Origin of the sequence: Mesorhizobium sp. M5C.F.Ca.ET.164.01.1.1 (genome assembly GCF_004792125.1) — a bacterium.
Lineage (GTDB): Bacteria > Pseudomonadota > Alphaproteobacteria > Rhizobiales > Rhizobiaceae > Mesorhizobium > Mesorhizobium wenxiniae.
The window spans coordinates 716,753-737,971 of sequence record NZ_SRTG01000001.1 but is presented as its reverse complement, the minus strand read 5'-3'; the positions used below and the strand labels follow the sequence as shown (position 1 = coordinate 737,971).

Here is a 21,219-nt window from a genome sequence, read left to right as displayed (position 1 = left end):
ACGTGTCTATAACAAGTCACAATGTCTCTTATCTCGACAAGGTCGTCCCGTCAGGTATCTTGGAGTGATGCCGAAGCTATGGAACGAAACCATCGATGCGCACCGCCGCGCCGTACGCGACGCGAGCCTGGACGCCACGGGGGCGCTGGTGGCCAAGCATGGGTTGCTGTCGGTGACGATGGCGAAAATCGCCGAGGAGACTGGGATAGGTCGCGCAACGCTGTACAAATACTTCCCGGACGTCGAAGCGATCCTCGTCGCCTGGCACGAACGCCAAGTCGCCGGTCACCTCGAACATCTCATTGCAATCCGGGACCAGGCTGGCGACGCCGGTGAGCGGCTGGAGGCCGTACTTGAGGCCTACGCGTTCATTTCTCAGAAGCACCATGGCACCGAACTCGCCGCACGCCTGCATCGAGGCGAACACGTCGTCAAGGCGCAGCACCATCTCCACCAGCTCATCCGCGATCTGCTGGCCGAGGGCGCAGCGATGGGCGACCTCCGGAACGACGTCGCGCCTGACGAACTTGCGACCTATTGCCTCCACGCCCTCACGGCAGCCAACAGCCTGACATCCAAGGCCGCGGTCCGCCGGCTGGTCGCGGTAACACTGGCCGGGTTGCGACATCGAGGCTAATCCGTGCAAAAGCGGACCCAAGACGTTGATACAGCGCTTCTAGCGGTTGCGATCGAGGAGTCGCGGTGCATGTTGCCGGCGTGCTGTTATCTTCTCGGCGAGCTAAGACCAAAACGGAATCGCCCTGCGTCGGCCTGTGAGCTTGGAGTCAAAGCCGGATGAGCAAAGCCGCGCAATCCTTGGTCGTGACTATGGGCGAAACGGGTCGGGCTGCATAGAGGCGTCCAATGCACTGCAGTCCCAGTCCTGATATCATGCGAACAATGGCAACGGCCGACGCCGGAGGTTGATCAGATGAGACGATCGGCCTTTGCGCTTGCGGTTGCATTGACAGCATCGGCGGCAGGGCCGAGCCTGTTTCGGTTTCGCAGCTGAAAGAGCGCACTCACATCAACGGGCTAGCTGTCGACAGGGAAGATTCGCAAAAACTTCTGATGGCAACCCACCACGGACTTTTCCGCACGGGGCCGGACGGACAGGCAGAGCTCATTTCGCCGGTGCAGGATTTCATGGGTTTCACGCCGGACCCATCCGATCCGAGGTCGCTTTATGCCAGCGGCCACCCCGCAGGCGGCGGCAATCTCGGATTCATCGCCTCGACTGACTGCCGCCTGATCGGATCACCCTGCAAGTCTGCTTTGCGCCCATTTCGGCCGTTGCGGGTGATCTTCGCCGCGGCCCGATAGCAGACGTTGCGGTTGACCACGCTGTAGGTCGAGGTTGCGCCAGGAGCCGACTTTCCCGGCGCGTCTCCAGAGCTGCGTTCGCCAGCGGCTAGACGCTGTCGGCGGCTAGGTACTCTGGCTTCAGGCCGAAGCGCTCCTTGGTCTTGTCAATCATGGTACGCGCCGCTCCCACTTCTGCCTGCCCGATCGCGCGGGTGGCAAGCGATCGGACCAAAGCAGTCATTTCAGAAGCCCAGCGTCTCTTCCCGTGCTAATATAACTCCGCTTAGGTGGGACCCGATGGCAAGCGACAAGAACCCCCACGAGGAGATGTGGCGCGGCCTTCTGACCGACCCGCAGTCACCCCTTCATGCCGATCGGATGCAGTTCAAGCTGCTGCCGGGATCTCCCCGGTGCAAGACGTGCCTGTTCCCCTTGGGTGGGGTGCTCATGAGCGCGCTCTCTTCGAAATGGGGCAGGAAACCCTCTCGAAAAAACCCAAGTTTCTGCAACCTGTGCGAAGAGTTTATCCGCACCCATCCTGGCGGCGCCGAGATCGATCTATCGCTTCTTTTCGCTGATGTTCGAGGCTCTACGAGCATGGCCGAAAGGATGATGCCTGCCGAGTTCGCGTCGCTCATGAACCGATTCTTCAAGTCCGGTAGTGACATTTTAATCGGCTGCGATGCGCTGATAAGTCGGTGACGAGCTTATCGGCCTGTTCCTTCCTGCCATCGTCGCCGATCATCCCGCCGCCGCTGTAGAGGCAGGTCGGCGCCTGCTTTCGGCTACCGGGCACGGCGAGCCCGGCGAGCCCGGCGGACCTTGGTTGCCCATTGGCATCGGCGTTCACTCCGGTACGGCTTACGTCGGTTCCGTCGGGGACGGATTGGTCGCCGATTTCACGGCAATGGGAGACGCGGTGAATGTAGCGGCGCGCTTGGCATCTCAGGCGGGCCCCGGCGAGCTTCTGGTCACCGAGGCGGCGTGGACCAGAGGCGGGCCTCGTCACTTGCCGAACAGTGAGCGCACGCTGGAACTCAGAGGGAGGGCCTCTCCGATCGAGGTACGGGCCCTCCGCATTGACGGGATCTCGCCTGGATCCTGACAAGTCAGCGCATTCGATGAGCTGTATAAAGGGAAATCCGGAGTTGGCGCCCTTTCGGACACTTGCAGGCGGGATTAAGCAACAGTCATCGAATTGGACGATCGGCTGGTGCTTACACGCGGAGGCTTGCCGCCTAGGATTCGGATCTCGCCTGATAGACTTTTGAAATGGGCGGCATAGAATTCAGCACACTGCGTTCTGTGAAAGCGCTCGTGCGAAATGGCCGAAGAACGCGCCCAACGCCGTCTTGCAGCCATAATGGCTGCTGATGTGGTCGGCTATAGTCGGCTCATCGAACTAGACGAGCGGGGTACGCTCGCCGCGCTAAAGGAGCGGCGCAAGGAAATTCTGGAGCCTCTTGTCCGCCAACACCAAGGCCGGATCGTCAAGGTGATGGGTGACGGCGTTCTGGTCGAGTTCGCCAGTGCGGTGAACGCCGTGACTTGCGCCGTCGAGTTCCAAAGGCGCATGGCGGCAGCGAACAAAGGTCTCGCTGAGGGTCGTCAAATCCTTTTGCGCGTCGGAATTAATCTAGGTGATGTCGTCGTGGAAGGCGGCGATCTCTACGGGAATGGCGTCATTGTCGCCGTGCGTCTTCAGGGAATAGCTGGACCGGGAGAAGTCTGCGTCTCCGGTAATGTCTACGATCAGGTCAAGCGGCGTCTCGACTGCGGGTTTGAGGAGCTTGGTCTGCAGACGATCAAGAATGTCACAGAGCCGGTAGCTGTTTATCGCGTCGAATCTTCGGCAATGTGGGAGCATCACGGGTCGGGAGAAAACGCGCCGCTCCCGTTGCCGATCAAGCCTTCCATCGCCGTGCTTCCGTTCACCAACATGAGTAACGACCCGGAGCAAGAGGTATTTGTTGACGGTTTGACGGAAGACCTGATCACCGATCTTTCGAGGACCAGCGGCCTGTTTGTCATCGCAAGCAACTCGAGTTTCGCATACAAGGGCAGGCACGTGGACGTGCGCCGCATCGCTCGCGAGCTTGGGGTGCGCTATGTCCTGGAGGGTAGCGCTCGCCGTGCTGCAGGGCGGGTTCGCATCAACGCTCAGCTGATCGATGCAATCGAAGGGGACCACCTTTGGGCGGAGAGGTTCGACCGCAACTTGGAAGATATATTTGCCGTACAGGACGAGGTGACCGCGAAGATTGTCGAAGCGTTGGCGGGCCGTCTGACGGCCGCACCAGCGCGCAATAGGCCTACGAATCTGAAGGCGTATGACCTCTGTGTACGAGCGCGGGCCTTGGGCCTTCAAACGGCCAGCGCCGCGAGAGAAGCGATATTCCTGCTGCGGCGAGCGATCGCGCTCGACCCGGACTACGCGGAGGCACGGCGCTTGCTGGCCCTGAACCTGTGGCTAAGTTGGGAATTCTGGGACCAGGCAACGGATCCAAACCGCGCAAGCGCCATCGCGGAAGCGCAAAAGGCCGTCGCGCTTGACCCCAACGATGCTGGGAACCGATGGGTGCTAGGCATCATACTGGGCCATGAACGCCGCTGGGCGGAATCGGATGCCGAGTTCGACGCTGCCCTCAAATTGGACCCGAACCATGCCGATGCATGGGCGATGCGTGCAGATCTGATTGTGATGAACGGCCGACCGGCCGACGCCATCGAACACGTACGCAAGGCGCTCAGGCTCAATCCCCACCCGCCCGGCTGGTATTACTGGATGCTGGGGCAGGCCCAATATGCGATTCGTGACTACGCGTCCGCGGTCCAGACGCTGCGCCGGCCCGAAACGTATCGCGCGACATCGCGCCGCCTGCTTGCGGCGAGCTTGGCGCAACTGGGACGCTTAGAGGAGGCGCGGACCGAAGCACAGTTGTTCATGATGAACAATCCGAACTTTACTATCCGGCAGTGGTCTGCTTCGCAGCCTTTCCGTGATGAAGACCTGCGGCGACATTTCGTGAAGGGCTATCGCATGGCGGGGCTGCCAGAATGAATATCTTGATCAGACTTCCTTTCTCGGTTGCGCCGCCGAGGGGCTGGTCGAATTCATCGACAATCCAAAACACCGGCGCTCGAAGCTTGTGCAGCTGACGCGCAAAGGCGACGCGCGCCACAGTGAGCTGAACGCCCAACTCTTGGCGATCGCCTCGACCATGGGGGTCGCTCTCGACGAAGCCGACATCCGCAAGACCGCCGAGGTCGTGCGACAGCTAAGCGACGACGTGAAAGTGCGGTCGGAGCGGCTGTCGTAGCGCTGGCGCAAAGGCGGCGCGGCGCCATTGATGGGAATCCTGCTTGAGCGCCTCCTCGGCCTCGTGCCGTTTCAGCCTGGATGCGCTTGGCTGTTGCTACGTCCGTCCAAGCCTGCCGGCGACAATTGCCACCCGGAACATCTGCGGAGCTGAGGCGTTCGAACCGCAGGAACTGAGAGCTGCCTGCAATCCGCAAAGAGTACTGAAATGGCTCAGAAACCAGAGATAACGACAGGCACCAACGACCGGCCGCGCAACGAAACCATAGGCCAATCCGGCGAAGGTCTGCCCGGCAGCACGTCGCTTGAAGTCGACGAGACCGCCGCCCGGTTGCGAGGCAAGCTGCAAGGCAAACCTGCGCAACTTGCGGAAGATCAAGCCAATGCCGACGCGGCAGGCATTCCTGGCGCCGGCGAGCATATGTGTCACCGCTGCGCCGGGACAGGCATGATCGACGGCCGCACCTGCCCCGAATGCGGCGGAACCGGAAAGGTGACGACGCCGACAGGCGGCGGCTGAGGCGATCAAGACAGCGATCACGCTTCGCGGCAACCTCATCACTGAAGCGCCAAGGGGCCGATGCAAATTGCGCGGATCAGATCGCCGGCACCCACTTCCAGAACACGCCCTCCATCCGTTCGGGATAGTGCTTGAACTCGCATTCGAAGCGCCATCCGTAAGTCTTGGCCGCCGCCAGCGCTTCCTTGCTGACCGGGTTCATGCCTGTTCCCGGCGCGAACCAGTCTTCCAGCAAGTCGTCGGGTACATAGGCGCCGATCCTCAAAGGCAGCTTTTCGAGGACGACATCCATTTCCTCAGGTGCGGACAATGGTTTCTCCCTTCGAGGTCTATCCACGAACAAGTCATTCGAGGCCGATTGGGTTCCAGGCAGGGCTGTCTCAGGTGCCGCCATCTTATCAGAGACTGCGCCGGTCAATGAATGGCCTCATGGCTCCCCGCAAAAGGTCACGAACAGCCATCTAAGCTAATGGCATTAAATGACGATGTTGGGCTGTAGGCGGACTGTCCGGTCTCGGGTTTTAGACACCAAGAGCGGACATCCCTGCACCGCCACCGTCGCGCCGCAAGTGCTCGTAGCACCGAGAAATGGCAAACTCGTCATTGAGCGTCGGCCAGAGAACAATGAGCCAGAAGCTTTTGCCCGGCGGTCATCACCTCCGGCGTCTCCTCAAGGATACGAGGATGAACGAGCCCGAGTCCGGTGCCGCCAGCTTTAGCGCCTCTTGGTCAAACTCTTTTGCAACCCCTAACCGAGGGGTCAGTCCCCTCACGAGCCGCCACGAGCCAGTGAGGTTGCGATTGCCTCTTCCCTCCGCAAGAACGACTTCGCTTGAGATCGGACCGGCCATTTCGATTTGTTCCTCGGCAGAATACTGAGGGTCCCAGCCTCCCCGCTCGCGTTCGAAAACGTACTCAAAACTGTCAAGGTCCTTATCCAGTATCTCCGCGCGAACCTGCTGCAGGCCGGCTCGGGTATGTGGCCGAAATGTGCCTCCGGCTACCTGCTGCAGGCGCGGGGTGGGGATGGACTCAATACGCCAATTCGCATTCAGTTCTCTGTTACCCTGGCGATTGTCTACGCCACGAGTTATGCCTTTTAGGCGCACTTGCGCGACGGAAGATGTCTGTAGGGCTGCCCAAGGATCGGATGGCAGGTTGTCAAACAAGAAGAGGTGAACCTCCGTCTTTAGAGATTCGATCTGCTCGATACCGTCGGGGATCTCGAAATAGAGAAGCTCGCCAGGCTTTGGGTAAGATCCTCGGCTAGTCTCGCAAAAGATCATGATTGTTCTAATTGTTGTCCAATCCTGAGGCAGATGCACCTCGGACTTCAGACCATCAATGAACTCGCGCCACCACCAAGAATAAGCTTCCTTCATATCAGGAGTGTACTGGACAGCTTGCAATCTGGCTTCTTTGATGTGGTCTCGTATTTCGTCAAACTGTCGTGCTGAGGCATCCCCCTCCAGCATTACTCCGGCCTCGCCGTTCAACCCACCGAGAGCAAAAGACGTGACGTTGTGCGAGCCAATGAATGCACATGCTTTGGCATCGGGAAGCTCCATGAAGTAAACCTTGCTGTGAAGCATCGGATGGTAGCGTGCGAAAGGATTCTTGGGAGTGCCAGTCGCAAAACTGTGCCCCAGGTGAACGAACAAGCGATCCCTTGGAACGCCTGCCGCCAAGAGGTCGTCCAAGGCCTCAAACGCCGGGTAGGTAGCGGCACCTACCACAAAAGCATCAACTCTTGCCTGCTGTGCGATCAACGGCGGAGTAATTGCCTTTAAGCCGCCCGGTGTGGCGAACCCCGTAACAATGCTGGTGAGTGTTGATTTGGATAGACGATCATTTAATAGCGTTGCAATCTCGCGCTGCGGCTGCCCGAAGAGCATTGTCGCAGTGACCGTCATACGCTTGACTCCATCTCTGCTGAAACATCTTGCTCTTGCTGAGCGACAATGCGCTCCATGCTTTGGATCCATGAGGCTTTGAATGCGGGATCGTTGGCGAAGAGCTTGTATAGCTCCAGTTCGTCTTTTCGCCTTTGCAGCATGACATCTTTTAGGATTTTTTCGAACGCGAGCTCCCGATTGTCCGGATCGGCGTTGTTCTGGTACTTCTCCTCAAAGTCTGGATGCCCCTTGATGCTCTGAGCGATGTTGAGAAACTTCACCCTTTGCTCTTCCGGAGTGGCACTCCATCCCTGGAACCAGCGTTCGTTGAAGCTCCGCACGATCTCTTCCAAGGGGTCTCTTTCCAAGTCGCCGTCACGGTGCCCCCTTGGATTCGGGTTCTGAGGCTCAAGTTCAGTAGTCGTTGCGTCAAGACTGATAGGATGGCTCAGTTTGGTCCGCTCGAGGCCGTAGGACGCCAGGTCGACTGCTTCCAACAGTTCGTCGAGCATATCCTGGTCCGGGTCCTTGATCTTCAGCTTCGGCACGAGAAACTTCAGGCACCAGAACAGTTTCTCCCATTCGAGAACCTCGAAGGGCATGATTGAGGCCATCTGCCCGTAGATTTTCACGAACTGCCGAGCCTTGATCTTGAAGTCGATCTTGTCCTTTTCCGGCAGTTCCAGCAGCTGATTGAAACGGTCCGCCGCAGTATCGATAAGCGGGCTCAGCGCCTGTGCGTTCTCGCCCGCAAAATAGCCGGCGACGAAGTCTTCGACCTCCTGCCATTCATAGACGCCTACCTGGTCGAGCGACCCCTTCAGTTCATGCAGCACATTCACGTCTGTCGCCGACGACAGGGTGGTGACCGTGTAGAACGGGTCGAACGCCGCCTTGATGTCTGCCACGTCGTTGAAGAAGTCGAGGATGAACAGATCCTCAGTGCGCTTGCCCAGCTTCGGTGAAGAGCGGTTCAACCGTGACAGCGCCTGCACGGCAAGGACATGCTGCAGCTTCTTATCTACAAACATTGTGGTCAGTTTCGGCTGGTCGAAACCCGTCAGGTACTTGTTCGCGACCACCAGCAGCCGGTAGTCGTCCTCCCTAAACCGATCGCGCGTGTCCGCTTCGGGAAAGCCGTTCATCTCGGCTTCGGTATAGGTCACGCCATCGACGACCTTCTCGCCCGAGAACGCGATCAGCGCCTTGAACGGATTGCCCCGATCCGTCAGCAGCTTGGTCACCGCCTTGTAGTACCGGATTGCCGCCTCGATATTCTGGGTGACGATCATCCCCTTGGCCTTGCCACGCAGCTTCTTGGGCGTCACGACCTGCTCGATAAAATGGTCGAGCATGATCTCTGCCTTGGTGTTGATCGTCTGCTGGCTGCGTTCGACATAGGCCCGCAGCTTCTTCTGGGCCTTCTTGGTGTCGAACAGCGGATTGTCGGCGATCGACTTCTGGATTTCGTAGTAGCTCTTGTACGTCGTGTAGTTCGCCAGGACGTCCAGGATGAAGCCTTCCTCGAGGGCCTGCTTCATGCTGTAGAGGTGAAAGGGTTTGAAGCTGCCGTCGGGCTGGCGCTCGCCGAACTTCTCCAACGTGGTGTTCTTCGGCGTCGCCGTGAAGGCGAGGTACGAGGCGTTGCCGCGCATCTTGCGCGACTGCATCGCAGCAAGGATGCGCTCCTGCGGATCATCCTCGTCCGGGTCCGCGTCACCCGCGCCCATCGCGCGGTTCATGTTGTCATGCGCGCTTCCGCTCTGGCCGCTGTGCGCCTCATCGATGATCACGGCGAACCGCTTGTCGCTCAGGTCGGCGATGCCTTCGATTATGAAGGGGAACTTCTGGATGGTCGTGATGATGATTTTCTTGCCGTTCTCCAGCGCCGATTTCAGGTCGGCCGAGCGCAGGGCCGGGGCGACGATGTTCTTGACCTCTGAGAAATCCTTGATGTTTTCGCGCAGCTGTTTGTCTAGCAAGCGCCGGTCGGTGACTACGATGACAGAGTCGAAAAGGGGCTGGTCCACCCCCTTCGCACCCGGAATGTCCGCCCTCGCCGGATAGGTTTCGATCAGCTGATAGGCCGTCCAGGTAATGGAGTTCGACTTCCCCGAACCCGCCGAATGCTGGATCAAATAGCTGTGCCCCACGCCGGTCGTGGCGGCGTGCGACAGCAGGCGGCGCACCACATCAAGCTGGTGATAGCGCGGGAAGACCAGTGTCCTCTTGGCCAGCGGATCGGTCGCTCTCCCCTCCAGCAACACGAAATGCTGGATGATGCCCGCCAGGCTTTCCTTGTTGAACACCTCTTCCCAAAGATAGGCGGTCCTGTGGCCGTTCGGGTTCGGCGGGTTGCCCTCGCCCTCATTGTGGCCCTTGTTCAGGGGCAGGAAGAAGGTCGCTGGCCCGGCGAGCTTGGTCGTCATGAATACCTCGTCGGTATCCACCGCCATATGCACCAGCGCGCGACCGAACTGCAGCAGCGGTTGGGTCACGTCACGGCCGTCGCGATACTGCTTCTGTCCGTGGTACCGCGCGGTCTGGCCGGTCCAGACATTCTTCAGCTCGACGGTGATCAGCGGCAGCCCGTTGACGAAAAGGACCATGTCGATCTCTTCGCTTGGGTTGGTCTGCGAATAGCGGATCTGCCGCGTGACGCTGAAGATGTTAGCCGCGAAGTTCTCGTGTACTTTGGCCGCTGAACTGGCCAGCGGCGCGGGATACATCAGCGAAAAGAAGGCGTCATCGACGGCAAGGCCCTTCTTGAGCAGATGGAGCACACCGTTCTTCTTGATCAGCCGGTCGAAGCGTTCAAGGATCTTGCGCTGCCAGTCGCCCGGATTGCGATCCTTAAGCTTGGCCAGCTCTTTCCCTTGCGTGGTTTCAAGGAACTCCCAGAATAGCCGGGCGTCGAGCGCGTATTCGGCGTCGAAATCGGAGGGCAAACCCAGCCGGAAGGGGCCGTGGCCCTCGGGCGCGGGCTGGCCTGCCAATCCCTCGGTCGTCAGGCCCGTCAGGTGACGCTGGATCGCCTGTTCCAGAGCCACTTCCTTGGTGTTGCTGACCATGATCCCCCCTTACGCCACCTTGATCTTGCCCGTGACCGCCGCGTTGATCAGGCTGGTCTTGTATTCCCTGAGCGCTGCGATCTGGTCTTGCTTGATGACGACGGCGTCGGCAATTCTTGATTTTTCACGTTCGACGAACGCGACAATCTCTGTCTGTTCCGCCGGTGGCGGTAGAACCATGAAGCGTGTCGCCAAGTTGTTGAACCGAATCCGCACAGCCCTTTGGCGGACCGCGTTGCAAATCACCTCGATGTAGTCTGCCAAGGCCATCTCGCGGAGAAGATAGGCGAAGTAATACTGATTGATTTTGTCATCTACCGGGTCGCAGATAACATACTCAGGGGTGCATTTTCCGTCCGAGTCAGAGACACCAATCGCGCCCTCGAAGGCATCCATCGAATTCAGAACCAATTGACCGACCCTGATTCCTTGGTAGCCGCCTTCCAGAATGGCTTCTGTGTAGCCATCCATGCGCCGGTTGGCCCGCAGTGTTACTTGACCGTCCCGATATGAAGTCACAACGCCATCGTCTTTTCGAACCGGCAACCTGCTTTGCATGAAAAGGTATTTGAACCTGACCACCTCCCAATGTGCGGGGATTTGGCCGATCCAGTCGATGCCGCTGTCCTTCATGGGGGCATCGGGGTTCAGGCCTCGGGTGACGGCCTGCTGGATCAGGATCTGCCGCCGCTCGCGCAGAAGCGCGATCTGCTCTTCCTTGATCCGCACCGCCTCGTCCACCTTGGCGCATTTCTCATCTAGGAACGCTGCAATGGCGCGTTGTTCGGAGACGGGTGGAATTGGCATCAGCGAATGCGAGAGTTCCGCAAAGCTGATGTTCTTTCCCTCTCTGATGCCAACGATCGAAGTCTGGAGCTCCGAGATAAACACTCCGCTTTTGAAAAGGTGCCGGTAGAACCCGGGCTTAAGTTCCGGATGCCATGTCTTCAAGACCGTGTATGCAGGAGAAATTATCCCGTCGTGATGGCAGTATTCGAGCCCGCCTTCGAAAGAGCGAAGGCTGATGGCGAAGTCGCCCTTCTCGATGAACTTGAAGCTCTCAAGATTGCCAGATGGCATCACCATCCGGTTCTCAACCCAGCTTCTAGGAACAACGCCTTGGTTTTGGGTAACTGAAAGCAACTCGGCGTCTTGCTTGCCTTTTTGGGAGTGGTCGCGAAACAGGTACTTCATCTTCTTGACCGCCCAAGTGCTCGGGAGGTTCCCAAGCCAGTCTGCCCCGCTAGGTCGAGACGCCTCAAGGTGGACTTGTGTCGCGATGTTCATCACACAGTCTCCGACAGGTCAGCAGGCTTTACCCTCAGGATATCGGCGATCAGGCCGTCGGCCTTTTGCTCCAGTGCCAGAATGTCCTGCGTGACGGCATCAAGGGTGCGCAGCGGTTTGTGGCGATAGAAATACTTGTTGAAGCTGATCTCGTAGCCGATCTTGACTGTGTCGAGGTTGATCCAAGCCTCGGCCACATGCGGCTGCACCTCGGCCTTGAAATAGCGGTGGATACTGTCCTTCAGCGGCACCGCTTCGCTGTCGCGCAGGTCGGTGCTGGATTCATAGGTCAGGTAGCTGCCGTCGGGCTGGGTATAAAGGCCGAAGTCGCCCAGTTCGTTGATGTGGCAGCCCAGCCGCGCGGCCATGGCTTCGAGCTCGACTTTGGTGAAGCGCTGGTTTCTGTCGATCACCTTTTCTGCATCGTCGGCATACCAGCTGACCGCGTTCAGGATCGCGTTCTTCTCGGTCGCCGACAGCTTGATCTTGCGGGTCTTGAGGATCTTGCCCACCCGGTCGCGGAAGGCGTTGAAATCGGCGGTTTCCTCGGTGCCGACCACCTGCAACAGCTGGTGGCCGACCCCGATCAACTCACGCTGGCGCTGCCAGAGGCCGATATCGACCAGCTTTGCGCGTTGCTTGGCATTCAGCGCAATCTCCTGTTCCTCGCACCAGGCCTGGATCGCCTTGGCCTGCGATTTCAGGATGCCGGGCTCATAGACCCTATCGCCATGCTCGGCCCACAGATGCTCCATCGGTTCACGCAGGGATTTGTCGAAGCGCAGGGGGTCCAGCCGCTCGGCGCTGAACTGGGCTCGACGGCGGTCGGGGCGTTCGATGCTGACCTTGTGATAGCCAAAATCGGTGTTGTCGAAGATCTGTACCGCGATGCCGTTCGGATTGCCGTTGGCATCGAGTTCGCGTTCGACGGGCTGGAAGGCGAGGTAGGCGGCGGTGATGTCTTCTATGTCCTTGGGCGAGAACTCGCAGTTCTTGTCGCCGAGGTTCTTGCGAAGCTTGCGGAACATCAGATTGGCGTCGATCAGCTGCACCTTGCCCCGCCGCGCTTCGGGCTTGGCATTGGTCAGAAGCCAGATGTAGGTGGTGATGCCTGTATTGTAGAACAGGTTGTTCGGCAGCTGGATAATGGTGTCCAGCATGTCGTTCTCGATGATGTAGCGACGGATGTTGGATTCGCCACTGCCCGCGTCGCCGGTGAACAGGCTGGACCCGTTGTGGACCAAGGCGATGCGTGAGCCAATGGGGCTGTTGGCGATGGGCTTCATTTTGCCCACCATCTCCATCAGGAAAAGAAGCTGCCCGTCGCTGGAGCGCGGAGTGGCATCTACAGTTTCCGCCTTGCCCCAGTAATCGGTCAGTTCGACCTGGAAGCGGGGGTCTACGACGTCGTTGCCGTCTTTGATGTACTTCAGGTCGCTCTTCCAACTTTTGCCGTAAGGCGGGTTCGAGAGCATGAAGTCGAAGCGATGGTTCGAGAATTCGTCGGTGGCCAGGGTGGAGCCAACCTTGATGTTCTCCGGGTTGTTGCCCTTGATCATCATGTCAGATTTGCAGATGGCGTAGGTCTCGTCGTTGATTTCCTTGCCATACAGGTAGACATCGCCCGTGGCGGCGATGGGTCCTTCGAGATCCTTGATGTAGTTCTGCGCTTCAGTGAGCATCCCGCCGCTGCCGCAGGCTGGATCATAGATGGTCATGACCGGCGGTAGCTGGCCGCTGATCGGGTCGAAGATGAGATGAGTCATCAGGTGGATGACCTCGCGCGGGGTGAAATGCTCCCCGGCTTCTTCGTTGTTCTCTTCGTTGAACTTGCGGATCAGCTCTTCGAACACATAGCCCATGCCGAGGTTCGACAGACCCGGCATCATGTTCCCGTCAGGATCTTCGACGTTCTCGGGAGTCAGGTTGATGTAGGGCGAGATGAATTTTTCGAGGACGTCGAGCAGCACCTGCTTGTTGGCCATATGCCGCATCTGCTCAAGCAGCTTGAAGCGACCGATGATCTCTCTGACGTTTTCGCTGAACCCACCGAGATATTCTTCCACGTTGGCCAGCAGGATCTGCTGGTTGTTGGTGGCTGTGGCATAGAGCTGCTTCAGCGTCCACTTGCTGGTGTTGTAGAACACGTAACCCGAGGCTGCCGTCAGAGGGGCATCGTCTAGTTCGGTCGCCTTCATCTCTTCGCGCTGGAAGCGCACCTCCTCCAGGACGGTCTTTTTCGTGGGCTCCAAGAGCGTATCGAGGCGGCGCAGAACGACCATCGGCAGAATGACGTCACGGTACTTGCCGCGGACGTAGACATCGCGGAGGCAGTCGTCTGCGATCGACCAGATAAAGGAGACTAGCTTGTTATGTGCAGCTTGGTTCATATCAAATACGTCATTCGACCGTGAGCGATTCGGACTTTTTCACCGCCGATCACCGCCGTTACTAGGCTTTTTCGCCTTCGGGCTATTCCCAGCTCTTCGCACGGGCGTAGTTCCGGCGGCGATTGGCGCAATTTTCGGTGTTGGCGTGGTGGAATGTGGCAGAACTGGCGCACCCGACAGGATTCGAACCTGTGACCTCTGCCTTCGGAGGGCAGCGCTCTATCCAGCTGAGCTACGGGTGCCTTCAGGACCGGCGATCCGGAAAACGAACCAGCCGGTGAACCGGCCAGCCACGGCTTCTTAGCGGAAGCAGGCGCAGGCTTCAACGGGCAAGGCGCCGTAAAGTTGTCCCGGCGCTCTGGGCTATCGGTTCGCGCCGCATTCGGTCGCTGCGCGGTTCGTCGGCTCAGGGCGTGCATCATTCGAAATGCCCTGGCATTTTCGTCCACCCCTCACTGCTCCCCGGCATACAGCAACCGCGTCGTCGTGTTCGACGTCGGTGACAGGTTGCGCTGGATCAGCGCCTCGACGTGGTCGTTGCGCTGGCGCGCGCTGTCGGCGCCCATCACCACGAGGATGAGCCGGCGGCCGTCGGCATCGTAGGAGGTGACGATGTTGAAGCCTGAGGCCCTGATATAGCCTGTCTTGATGCCGTTGACGCCGCGTACGCGGCCGAGCATGTCGTTGTGGCCGCGCACCAGCCTGCCCCGGAACATGAAGTCGCTTTCGGAGAAATAGTGGAAATGCTGCGGGAGGCGGGCGCGCAGCGCCGTGCCGAGCACCGCCATGTCGCGCGCCGTCGTCAGTTGGCCGGCGTCCGGCAGGCCCGACGCGTTGCGGAAGACGGTGCTGCGCATGCCGATCTGGCGCGCTTTGGCCGTCATCATTGCGGCGAACGCCTGTTCGCTGCCGCCGAGATATTCGGCGACGGCGACCGCCACGTCATTGGCCGATTTGACGGTGATCGCCCGGATCGCCGATTCGACATCGATCGTCTCGCCGCGCCTGAAGCGCAGCTTGGTCGGCGGCTGCCTGGCGGCGTTGTCCGAGACCGGGATCAGCGTCGTCTTGCTGACGCGGCCCTGATCCAGCGCCTCGAACAGCAGGTAGAGCGTCATCATCTTGGTCAGCGACGCCGGATAGCGCGGCGCCGTCGAATTGGCCTCGAACAGCGTCTTGCCGCTGCTGCCGTCGATGACAACAGCTGCATATTTCTGCGCCGGCGCCGGCACCGCCAGCATCGTTTCAGTCGGCGTCGTCGCGCAGCCGGCGACGAGCACCAGCAGCGCAAACGCCGCGACAAATCTTGAGATGAACGGAAAGAGGCGCGGTTTGGACACTGTTCTGAAGGTAAGCTGTTGCTGAAACGACTGGGAAACTAGCCTAACCCAATGGCGCCGTCTATTTGGTTAACACTGGTGTTGCCCAGGATTATCACCTGTCCACAGATGCCAGGACGGAGCCTGCGCTGCGCTGGTCTCTGCACCGAAATACCAGGGACTGCGCTTGCGCAACCGGCACCGAGCGGGTTTGCTGGCGCCGGCAGAATCAGCAGGTGCGCCATGGATACGCTCACGATCAAGGCAAAGGGCATTTCGGTAACGGTCGATCTCACCGTCGGCCATCTCGCCGACATGACGGTCGATATCGACGGGCGTCGGCTAAAACCGCTGCATCGCGCGCCCTGGATCGACGAGCCGCGCGAGACGCTGCCGCAAGACCTGCCCGCCGGCACTCTTCGCCTGTCCGGCGATTTTCTCTGCGCGCCGTTTTCGCGCAGCGATGTCGAGGAAGCACCCCTGCATGGCTGGCCGGCCAACAGCCCCTGGGATGTCGTCGCCTCCGAGGCGACTGCCGACGGCTGGCGCGCGGTCTTCAGGCTGCGGCACTTGGTCATGGGCGCGACGGTCGACAAGATCCTGACCCTGCGCGACGATCATCCCTTTCTCTATCAGGAACATGTCTTTTCCGGTGGTTCGGGCGCGATTTCCGTCGCGCATCATCCGATGACGGTGATGAAGGACGGCGGCAGGCTCGCTTTTTCGCCGAAGCGATTTGCGGCAACGCCGGACGACCCGCTCGAGCCTGACCCGGCCCGCGGCCGTTTTCGGCTCGCCTATCCGGCCCGCGCTGCAGACCTGACGCGTTTTCCCGCCGCCGTTGGCGGCACGCTCGACCTGACCGACTATCGCATCGACCAGAGCCGAGAGGATTTTGTCACGCTGGTCGAGGCCGACCATGGCGGGCCGGGCTGGACCGCACTGGCACGAAAAGCGGAAGCCGATCTCGTTGTGGTGCTGAAGAACCCGGCCGAACTGCCGGTCACCATGCTGTGGATCAGCAATGGCGGGCGCGATTACGCGCCGTGGAGCGGCCGCCATCGCGGCGTGCTCGGCATCGAGGACGGCCGCACGGCGCTCGGCCATGCCGCGTCGCTGGGTGATAACTGGCTGAAGCGGGAGGGGGTGGCAACCGCCTTTGCTCTTGGCGAAGGCCGCAGCGTCTCGTTCCGCCACGTCATCGGCGCCTTGCCCCAACAAGCCGGCGGCGAGCCGCCGCGCGTCATCGCCACCGCGCAGGGGCGGATGCGCATTGCAGCTGCCGACGGTTCGATGCGGGACGTACCGTTCGACGGCGATTTCCTGCGGATTGGCAGGTCGGTTCCAGCTTGAGCGCTCGCCACCTTCGTCATCCCAGGGCGGAGCAGGAGCGAAGCGACGTCGCGGAGACCCTGGGATCCATGCCGTGACATCAGCCGAGGAATGCGGCGGAACAGAATTCTGCACCGCTGCGGCGCCCTGATGTCACGGCATGGATCCAGGGGTCTGCGCCGCGTCGCTTCGCTCCTTGCTCCGCCCCAGGATGACGAAGGAAGGATCGTCTCGGCCAATCTCAAAACTGCGATTTGCAAACGGACGGCCAGTCCGCGTTTGAAATTTCCGCGAACTGTCGCCAGAATGCTGCTGGAACTCACCTGCGGAATCATTCATGTCCGAGATTGCTCATCTCGCCGCCACCATCTTCAAGCGCGCCGGCAAGGCGCAGCGTTTTGTCGTTGCCATCGCCGGTCCTCCGGGCGCCGGCAAGTCGACGCTGTCGGCCCGCCTGCATGAACTGCTGCCGGAAGGCGCGGCCGAAATCGTGCCCATGGACGGGTTCCATTACGACGATATCGTGCTCGAGCAGCGCGGCCTGCGCGCGCGAAAGGGCGCTCCGGAGACCTTTGACTTTGCCGGTTTCGAAACCTTGCTGAAGCGCATCCGCGCGGCCGAGCCCGACATCGCCATTCCGGTGTTCGACCGCAGCATGGAGCTGTCTCGCGCCGCCGCTTCGATCATCGCCGCCGACACCAAGTTCATCCTGGTCGAAGGCAACTATCTCTTGCTTGACGAAGAACCATGGTCGCGACTGGCGCCGCTGTTCGATTTCTCGATCTTCGTCGATGTGCCGCGCGCCGAGCTCGAGCGCCGGCTGCTCGAGCGATGGCATGAGCATGGCCGCTCCGACGAAGACGCCCGCGCCTGGATCGCCTTCAACGACATGCCTAATATCGACCGCGTGCTTGCCCGCCGCCGCCCCGCCGATCTGGAGATCGGCGAGCAATCCTGATGCGCAGGACGGCCCGCCGGAACCTTAGGACTTTCCGCCCGTTATGTCAGATACGGCAATGATGCTGACATGAGGAAAACTGTCCCATGGCAACTCCGATGGCAACCAAGGCAAGAAAGCCTGCGCCCGGCAAGGGCAGGGCAACCCGATCAAAGGCCACTGAATCGAAGACGGGCGCCGGCCCGGGGGTCGCCGCCCGCTCCAAGGATGCGGCAAAGCCCAGTTTTGGCAAGGCAGCACCGAAGAAAGTGACACCGACCGCAGCCAAGACCACGGCAAAACCTGCCAAGCCCAGGAAATCGGCAAGCGGCGGCTCGATGGCGGACAGCGCAATGCGCACGGTCAAAACGACGGCCAATGTCGCAGCCGGTGCGGTCGTCGCCACCGCCAGGAGCGCTGCATCCCTTGCCGCTTCCGTCATGGGCAGGGGCGGCTCAAAACCCAAAACCAAGGCGAAATAGGCCTAGCCGATTCTGCGGCCGATTGAGCTAACCCCGGGCGGGGATACTAAGACCCCTTTGCACTGCCGGCCGGGCAAGGCCGCGCTCCAGCCAAGCTGCGACACTGCGAAAGTCGTCGAAGCCGACAAGTTCCCTTGCCTCGTAAAAACCGATCAGATTGCGCACCCAGCCCAGCATCGAGATATCGGCGATGGTGTAATCGTCGTCCATGATCCAGCTGCGGCCCTTCAGCCTTGTTTCGAGCACACCGATCAGCCGCCGCGATTCGTCGCGATAGCGCACCAGCGGCCGCTTGTCGGTGATTTCGCGTCCGGCGAATTTGTGGAAGAAGCCGACCTGCCCGAACATCGGCCCGATCGAAGCCATCTGGAAGAACACCCACTGGATCGTTTCGTAACGCCGCGCCGGGTCGGCCGGGATCAGCCTGCCGCTCTTGTCGGTGAGATAGAGCAGGATGGCGCCGGATTCGAACAGCCCGATCGGCTTGCCGCCCGGGCCGTCCGGATCGATCATCGCCGGGATCTTGCCGTTGGGGTTCAGCGACAGGAATTCCGGCGTCCAGCTTTCGTTTTTGCCGATGTTCACCGCATGCGCCTCGTATGGCAGGCCGAGTTCCTCCAGCGCGATCGACACCTTCACCCCGTTCGGCGTCGGGAACGAATAGAGCTGGATGCGGTCGGGATGGCTGGCCGGCCAGCGCGTGGCGATCGGAAAGGCGGACAGGTCGGTCATCGAAACTCCTGGGCGGGATTTTTCGCGCGCAAGCGCGCGGTCGCGGCGAGTGGCAAGAAGTCTCGCCGTATCTGGATGATCCGGTTGCGGTCAGACCGCCTTGAACGCCAGCACCGCATTGGTGCCGCCGAAGGCGAAGCCGTTGCTGATCGCCGCGCGCACCTTGCGCTCGCGCGCCACATTCGGCGTGATGTCGAGATCGCAATCGGCGTCGGTTTCGCGAAAATTGGCCGTTGGCGGCACGATGCCTTCGCGGATCGCCATCACGCAGGCGATCAGCTCCAGCGCGCCCGACGCGCCGAGGCAGTGGGCGTGCATCGATTTGGTCGAGGAGATCGAAAGCCTGGAGGCATGGTCGCCGAAGACGCGCTTGATCGCCGCCGTCTCGATCTGGTCATTGGCCTTGGTACCGGTGCCATGCGCATTGATATAGTCGATGTCTTCCGGGTTGAGCCTGGCATCGACGAGGCAGAAGCGCATCGCCGCCTCCGGCCCTTCGATGGTCGGCGCGACGATGTCGGAGGCATCGCCGGAAAGGCCGGCGCCGGCAATTTCGGCGAGAATCGTGGCGCCGCGCGCCATGGCATGCTCGTAGGTTTCCAGCACAACCATGCCGGCGCCTTCGCCGAGCACCAGGCCCTGGCGATCGGCCGAAAACGGCCGGCAGGTGTCGGGCGCCAGCACCCTCAGCGCCTCCCAGCCTTTCAGGATGCCCCAGACCAGCGGCGCATCGGTACCGCCGGCGAGCATGACATCTGCGCGGCCGAGCCTGATCTGGTCGACCGCCGAGGCAATGGCGTGGTTGGACGAGGAGCAGGCCGAGGTGATGCCGAAGACCGGCCCGCGCATGCCGAGATTCATGCTGACATGGCCGGCCGCAGCGCCCGGCATCACTTTCGGCACGGTGAAGATGCCGGCGCGGTTCTTGCCTTCGAGCAGGATGGCGCGATAGCTCTCTTCGATCGCCTCCCAGCCGCAGACGCCGACGCCGACGATGGCGCCCATCCGGTAGGTGTTGGCTGCGTGCGGGTTCAGCCCGGCTTGTTGCGCGGCCTCCCGCGCGGCGATCGTCGCCAAAAGGCTGAAGCGGTCCATCGAGACGACCTGCTTGCGGTCGATGCCGTGATCGGGAAGCGTCCTGATTTCGCAGCCGACCCTGATCTTCAGGTCATGCAGCTCCGAATTGACGATCGGGCCGATGGCCGAGCGGCCGGAGCGCATCTCGCCCCAGATCGCAGGCACATTGGTGCCGAGCCCGCACAGGCCGCCGATGCCGGTAATGACGACGCGCTTGTGCATTCAGTCAGGCTTTTTTCGCGATCAGCGCGCGAACCGCCTCGACCATGTCGCCGACGTTCTTCAGGTTGCTCCAGGCATCGACCGTGTTCATCTCGATCTCGATGCCATACTGTTCCTCGAGGTCGAAGATGATCTCCGTCAGTTCCAGCGAATGAATGCCAAGTGAGGTCAGTTCGGTACTGGTGGTGATTTCATCACCACCGGGCTCGGCATGAGCTTTGATCTTCGCGATGATTTCCGTTGCCAGCTGGTCAGCCATTCGGTTCCTTCCCCAACCTCGTCGTTTCTCGACGCCAACTGATCAGCGCCTCTTTTTCCCCAGGCTCAAATCGTCACCGTCGCCTTTTATCCAGCCAGGCGCTGTGTGACCGTACCAAGACGGCTCCTCTATGGAAACCGAAACGTTGTCAAGCAACAAGCTATATGTCGACAAAGCCGGCGGAGTGCTTAACCTTGGCACCATGGATATGATCGAACGTGGCCTGACCTTTGTCCCGCCGGCCCAGCGCGTCGCCGGAACGGCGCGCCTTGCGTGTGACAAGGATGGCGGCCGCACGCGTCTTCGGCGGCTTTATCAGGATGGTTCCGCCAAGATCCGCATGCCGGCCGTCTCGGCCGATCCGCTCGAAGCCGTCCTGATCAACACCGCCGGCGGGCTGACCGGCGGCGACCGCCTCGGCTGGGCGGTCGATGTCGGCGCCGGCGCCTCCGCCACCATAGCCACCCAGGCCTGCGAGAAGGTTTACCGCGCCGCATCCGATCGTGCCGAGGTGCGGGTGAAGCTGACGGTCGGCGCCGGCGGCCGCATCGCCTGGCTGCCGCAGGAAACCATCGTCTTTGATCGATCGGCCTTTGCCCGCACGCTCGACCTGGAGCTTGCCGCCGGTGCCGAGGCGCTGGTGCTCGAGGCGACCGTCTTCGGCCGCCTCGCCATGGGCGAACGCGCGGCGCACGGCAGCTTCCACGACCGCTGGCGGGTCAGTCAGGACGGAGCGCTCGTTCATGCCGAGGATTTCCGCATCGGGCCCGGCATTGCCGCCATTCTGGGCCGTTCCGCCGTGGCCGGCGGCGCCATCGCCTTGGCGACGGTGCTGATGATCTCGCCGCGGGTGGAGGCTTTGCTCGACCCGGCCCGGGACATCATCGCCGGACAGGGCGATGCCAGCGTCTGGAGCGTGAAGAAATCTGGCAAGCTTCTTGCGAGACTGTTTGCCGAGGACGGCTACCAGCTCCGCAAGCGGCTGGTTCCGCTCGTCGAATTGCTCAACGGACGGGCGGGTCTGCCCAAATTATGGTCACTCTGATTCTGATTATGTCACTCCTGGGATACG

General features: G+C 60.8%; 19 protein-coding genes, 1 tRNA gene and 1 pseudogene. 9 read left to right on the top strand and 12 right to left on the bottom strand.

Features of this window, described 5'->3' with window-relative positions:
- Positions 1–67 precede the first annotated feature (67 nt).
- Positions 68–637: a TetR/AcrR family transcriptional regulator gene (locus EN807_RS03535; protein ID WP_065012387.1), complete on the top strand. Its 570-nt coding sequence runs from the start codon at positions 68–70 to the stop codon at positions 635–637.
- Between the two features lie 774 nt (positions 638–1,411).
- Here EN807_RS03535 and EN807_RS37365 read toward each other — a convergent pair.
- Positions 1,412–1,546 (bottom strand): hypothetical protein, encoded by a 135-nt coding sequence (locus EN807_RS37365; RefSeq protein ID WP_281405207.1) that lies wholly within the window; start codon positions 1,544–1,546, stop codon positions 1,412–1,414.
- A 56-nt stretch (positions 1,547–1,602) separates the two neighbouring features.
- Between EN807_RS37365 and EN807_RS03530 the strand changes: the two genes are divergently transcribed.
- The 4 genes from EN807_RS03530 (at position 1,603) to EN807_RS03515 (ending at position 5,144) form a co-directional block, all read left to right on the top strand.
- Positions 1,603–2,007, top strand: coding sequence for a hypothetical protein (locus tag EN807_RS03530; RefSeq protein ID WP_135933900.1), 405 nt, complete (start codon positions 1,603–1,605; stop codon positions 2,005–2,007).
- A 622-nt stretch (positions 2,008–2,629) separates the two neighbouring features.
- Positions 2,630–4,366 carry an adenylate/guanylate cyclase domain-containing protein gene (locus tag EN807_RS03520; RefSeq protein ID WP_135933899.1) on the top strand — a complete coding sequence of 579 codons (1,737 nt, stop codon included), beginning with the start codon at positions 2,630–2,632 and terminating at the stop codon, positions 4,364–4,366.
- Between the two features lie 88 nt (positions 4,367–4,454).
- Positions 4,455–4,625, top strand: coding sequence for a hypothetical protein (locus tag EN807_RS35395; RefSeq protein WP_189522336.1), 171 nt, complete (start codon positions 4,455–4,457; stop codon positions 4,623–4,625).
- A gap of 207 nt (positions 4,626–4,832) precedes the next feature.
- Positions 4,833–5,144: a hypothetical protein gene (locus EN807_RS03515; RefSeq protein WP_135933898.1), complete on the top strand. Its 312-nt coding sequence runs from the start codon at positions 4,833–4,835 to the stop codon at positions 5,142–5,144.
- A 76-nt stretch (positions 5,145–5,220) separates the two neighbouring features.
- On the opposite strand, the gene EN807_RS03510 is transcribed toward EN807_RS03515, so the two are convergent.
- From EN807_RS03510 to EN807_RS03480, 8 genes and pseudogenes are all read right to left on the bottom strand, one after another.
- Entirely contained in the window at positions 5,221–5,454 is a 234-nt protein-coding gene (locus EN807_RS03510; protein ID WP_065009975.1) for a hypothetical protein, read from the bottom strand.
- Positions 5,455–5,797: 343 nt separating this feature from the next.
- Positions 5,798–7,057: a hypothetical protein gene (locus tag EN807_RS03505; protein WP_135933897.1), complete on the bottom strand. Its 1,260-nt coding sequence runs from the start codon at positions 7,055–7,057 to the stop codon at positions 5,798–5,800.
- Complete coding sequence (locus EN807_RS03500) at positions 7,054–10,110, bottom strand: type I restriction endonuclease subunit R (protein WP_135933896.1); 3,057 nt, start codon at positions 10,108–10,110, stop codon at positions 7,054–7,056. The genes EN807_RS03505 and EN807_RS03500 overlap by 4 nt, the downstream gene beginning before the upstream one ends.
- Positions 10,111–10,119: 9 nt before the next feature.
- On the bottom strand, positions 10,120–11,397 hold the full coding sequence (locus tag EN807_RS03495) for a restriction endonuclease subunit S (RefSeq protein WP_135933895.1): 1,278 nt from the start codon (positions 11,395–11,397) through the stop codon (positions 10,120–10,122).
- A complete protein-coding gene (locus EN807_RS03490; protein WP_246684130.1) occupies positions 11,397–13,259 on the bottom strand; it encodes a class I SAM-dependent DNA methyltransferase in 1,863 nt (620 codons plus the stop codon). The genes EN807_RS03495 and EN807_RS03490 overlap by 1 nt, the downstream gene beginning before the upstream one ends.
- Before the next feature lie 93 nt (positions 13,260–13,352).
- A pseudogene (locus EN807_RS36345) lies at positions 13,353–13,787 on the bottom strand (type I restriction-modification system subunit M N-terminal domain-containing protein); the annotation flags it as partial.
- A gap of 165 nt (positions 13,788–13,952) precedes the next feature.
- A tRNA-Arg gene (locus EN807_RS03485) sits at positions 13,953–14,029 on the bottom strand.
- 210 nt (positions 14,030–14,239) lie between these two features.
- On the bottom strand, positions 14,240–15,127 hold the full coding sequence (locus tag EN807_RS03480; RefSeq protein WP_189522335.1) for a D-alanyl-D-alanine carboxypeptidase family protein: 888 nt from the start codon (positions 15,125–15,127) through the stop codon (positions 14,240–14,242).
- A gap of 222 nt (positions 15,128–15,349) precedes the next feature.
- Between EN807_RS03480 and EN807_RS03475 the strand changes: the two genes are divergently transcribed.
- The 3 genes from EN807_RS03475 to EN807_RS03465 all read left to right on the top strand — a co-directional run bounded on the left by EN807_RS03475 (position 15,350) and on the right by EN807_RS03465 (position 17,857).
- Positions 15,350–16,459, top strand: a complete 1,110-nt coding sequence (locus EN807_RS03475) for a hypothetical protein (protein WP_135933893.1) — start codon at positions 15,350–15,352, stop codon at positions 16,457–16,459.
- 316 nt (positions 16,460–16,775) lie between these two features.
- Positions 16,776–17,396 carry a nucleoside triphosphate hydrolase gene (locus tag EN807_RS03470; protein ID WP_135933892.1) on the top strand — a complete coding sequence of 207 codons (621 nt, stop codon included), beginning with the start codon at positions 16,776–16,778 and terminating at the stop codon, positions 17,394–17,396.
- A gap of 86 nt (positions 17,397–17,482) precedes the next feature.
- Positions 17,483–17,857: a hypothetical protein gene (locus tag EN807_RS03465; RefSeq protein WP_348640227.1), complete on the top strand. Its 375-nt coding sequence runs from the start codon at positions 17,483–17,485 to the stop codon at positions 17,855–17,857.
- Positions 17,858–17,884: 27 nt separating this feature from the next.
- Here EN807_RS03465 and EN807_RS03460 read toward each other — a convergent pair whose 3' ends face one another.
- The 3 genes from EN807_RS03460 to EN807_RS03450 all read right to left on the bottom strand — a co-directional run bounded on the left by EN807_RS03460 (position 17,885) and on the right by EN807_RS03450 (position 20,147).
- The gene (locus EN807_RS03460; RefSeq protein WP_135933891.1) at positions 17,885–18,589 is read right to left on the bottom strand and encodes a glutathione S-transferase N-terminal domain-containing protein; all 705 of its coding nucleotides are present in this window, start codon (positions 18,587–18,589) and stop codon (positions 17,885–17,887) included.
- A gap of 90 nt (positions 18,590–18,679) precedes the next feature.
- The gene (locus EN807_RS03455; protein ID WP_135933890.1) at positions 18,680–19,888 is read right to left on the bottom strand and encodes a beta-ketoacyl-[acyl-carrier-protein] synthase family protein; all 1,209 of its coding nucleotides are present in this window, start codon (positions 19,886–19,888) and stop codon (positions 18,680–18,682) included.
- A 4-nt stretch (positions 19,889–19,892) separates the two neighbouring features.
- Positions 19,893–20,147, bottom strand: coding sequence for an acyl carrier protein (locus tag EN807_RS03450; RefSeq protein WP_135933889.1), 255 nt, complete (start codon positions 20,145–20,147; stop codon positions 19,893–19,895).
- Positions 20,148–20,349: 202 nt separating this feature from the next.
- On the opposite strand from EN807_RS03450, the gene EN807_RS03445 reads away from it, so the two are divergent.
- Positions 20,350–21,192 carry an urease accessory protein UreD gene (locus tag EN807_RS03445; RefSeq protein ID WP_135935766.1) on the top strand — a complete coding sequence of 281 codons (843 nt, stop codon included), beginning with the start codon at positions 20,350–20,352 and terminating at the stop codon, positions 21,190–21,192.
- The last annotated feature ends 27 nt before the right edge of the window (positions 21,193–21,219 follow it).

Bases quoted from the DNA above. Each gene is read 5' to 3' on its own strand.
- EN807_RS03535 (WP_065012387.1), top strand. From the start codon at position 68: ATGCCGAAGCTATGGAACGAAACCATCGATGCGCACCGCCGCGCCGTA.
- EN807_RS37365 (WP_281405207.1), bottom strand. From the start codon at position 1,546: ATGACTGCTTTGGTCCGATCGCTTGCCACCCGCGCGATCGGGCAGGCA.
- EN807_RS03530 (WP_135933900.1), top strand. From the start codon at position 1,603: ATGGCAAGCGACAAGAACCCCCACGAGGAGATGTGGCGCGGCCTTCTG.
- EN807_RS03520 (WP_135933899.1), top strand. From the start codon at position 2,630: ATGGCCGAAGAACGCGCCCAACGCCGTCTTGCAGCCATAATGGCTGCT.
- EN807_RS03515 (WP_135933898.1), top strand. From the start codon at position 4,833: ATGGCTCAGAAACCAGAGATAACGACAGGCACCAACGACCGGCCGCGC.
- EN807_RS03505 (WP_135933897.1), bottom strand. From the start codon at position 7,057: ATGACGGTCACTGCGACAATGCTCTTCGGGCAGCCGCAGCGCGAGATT.
- EN807_RS03500 (WP_135933896.1), bottom strand. From the start codon at position 10,110: ATGGTCAGCAACACCAAGGAAGTGGCTCTGGAACAGGCGATCCAGCGT.
- EN807_RS03495 (WP_135933895.1), bottom strand. From the start codon at position 11,397: ATGAACATCGCGACACAAGTCCACCTTGAGGCGTCTCGACCTAGCGGG.
- EN807_RS03490 (WP_246684130.1), bottom strand. From the start codon at position 13,259: ATGGGCTATGTGTTCGAAGAGCTGATCCGCAAGTTCAACGAAGAGAAC.
- EN807_RS03475 (WP_135933893.1), top strand. From the start codon at position 15,350: ATGGATACGCTCACGATCAAGGCAAAGGGCATTTCGGTAACGGTCGAT.
- EN807_RS03470 (WP_135933892.1), top strand. From the start codon at position 16,776: ATGTCCGAGATTGCTCATCTCGCCGCCACCATCTTCAAGCGCGCCGGC.
- EN807_RS03465 (WP_348640227.1), top strand. From the start codon at position 17,483: ATGGCAACTCCGATGGCAACCAAGGCAAGAAAGCCTGCGCCCGGCAAG.
- EN807_RS03460 (WP_135933891.1), bottom strand. From the start codon at position 18,589: ATGACCGACCTGTCCGCCTTTCCGATCGCCACGCGCTGGCCGGCCAGC.
- EN807_RS03455 (WP_135933890.1), bottom strand. From the start codon at position 19,888: ATGCACAAGCGCGTCGTCATTACCGGCATCGGCGGCCTGTGCGGGCTC.
- EN807_RS03450 (WP_135933889.1), bottom strand. From the start codon at position 20,147: ATGGCTGACCAGCTGGCAACGGAAATCATCGCGAAGATCAAAGCTCAT.
- EN807_RS03445 (WP_135935766.1), top strand. From the start codon at position 20,350: ATGGATATGATCGAACGTGGCCTGACCTTTGTCCCGCCGGCCCAGCGC.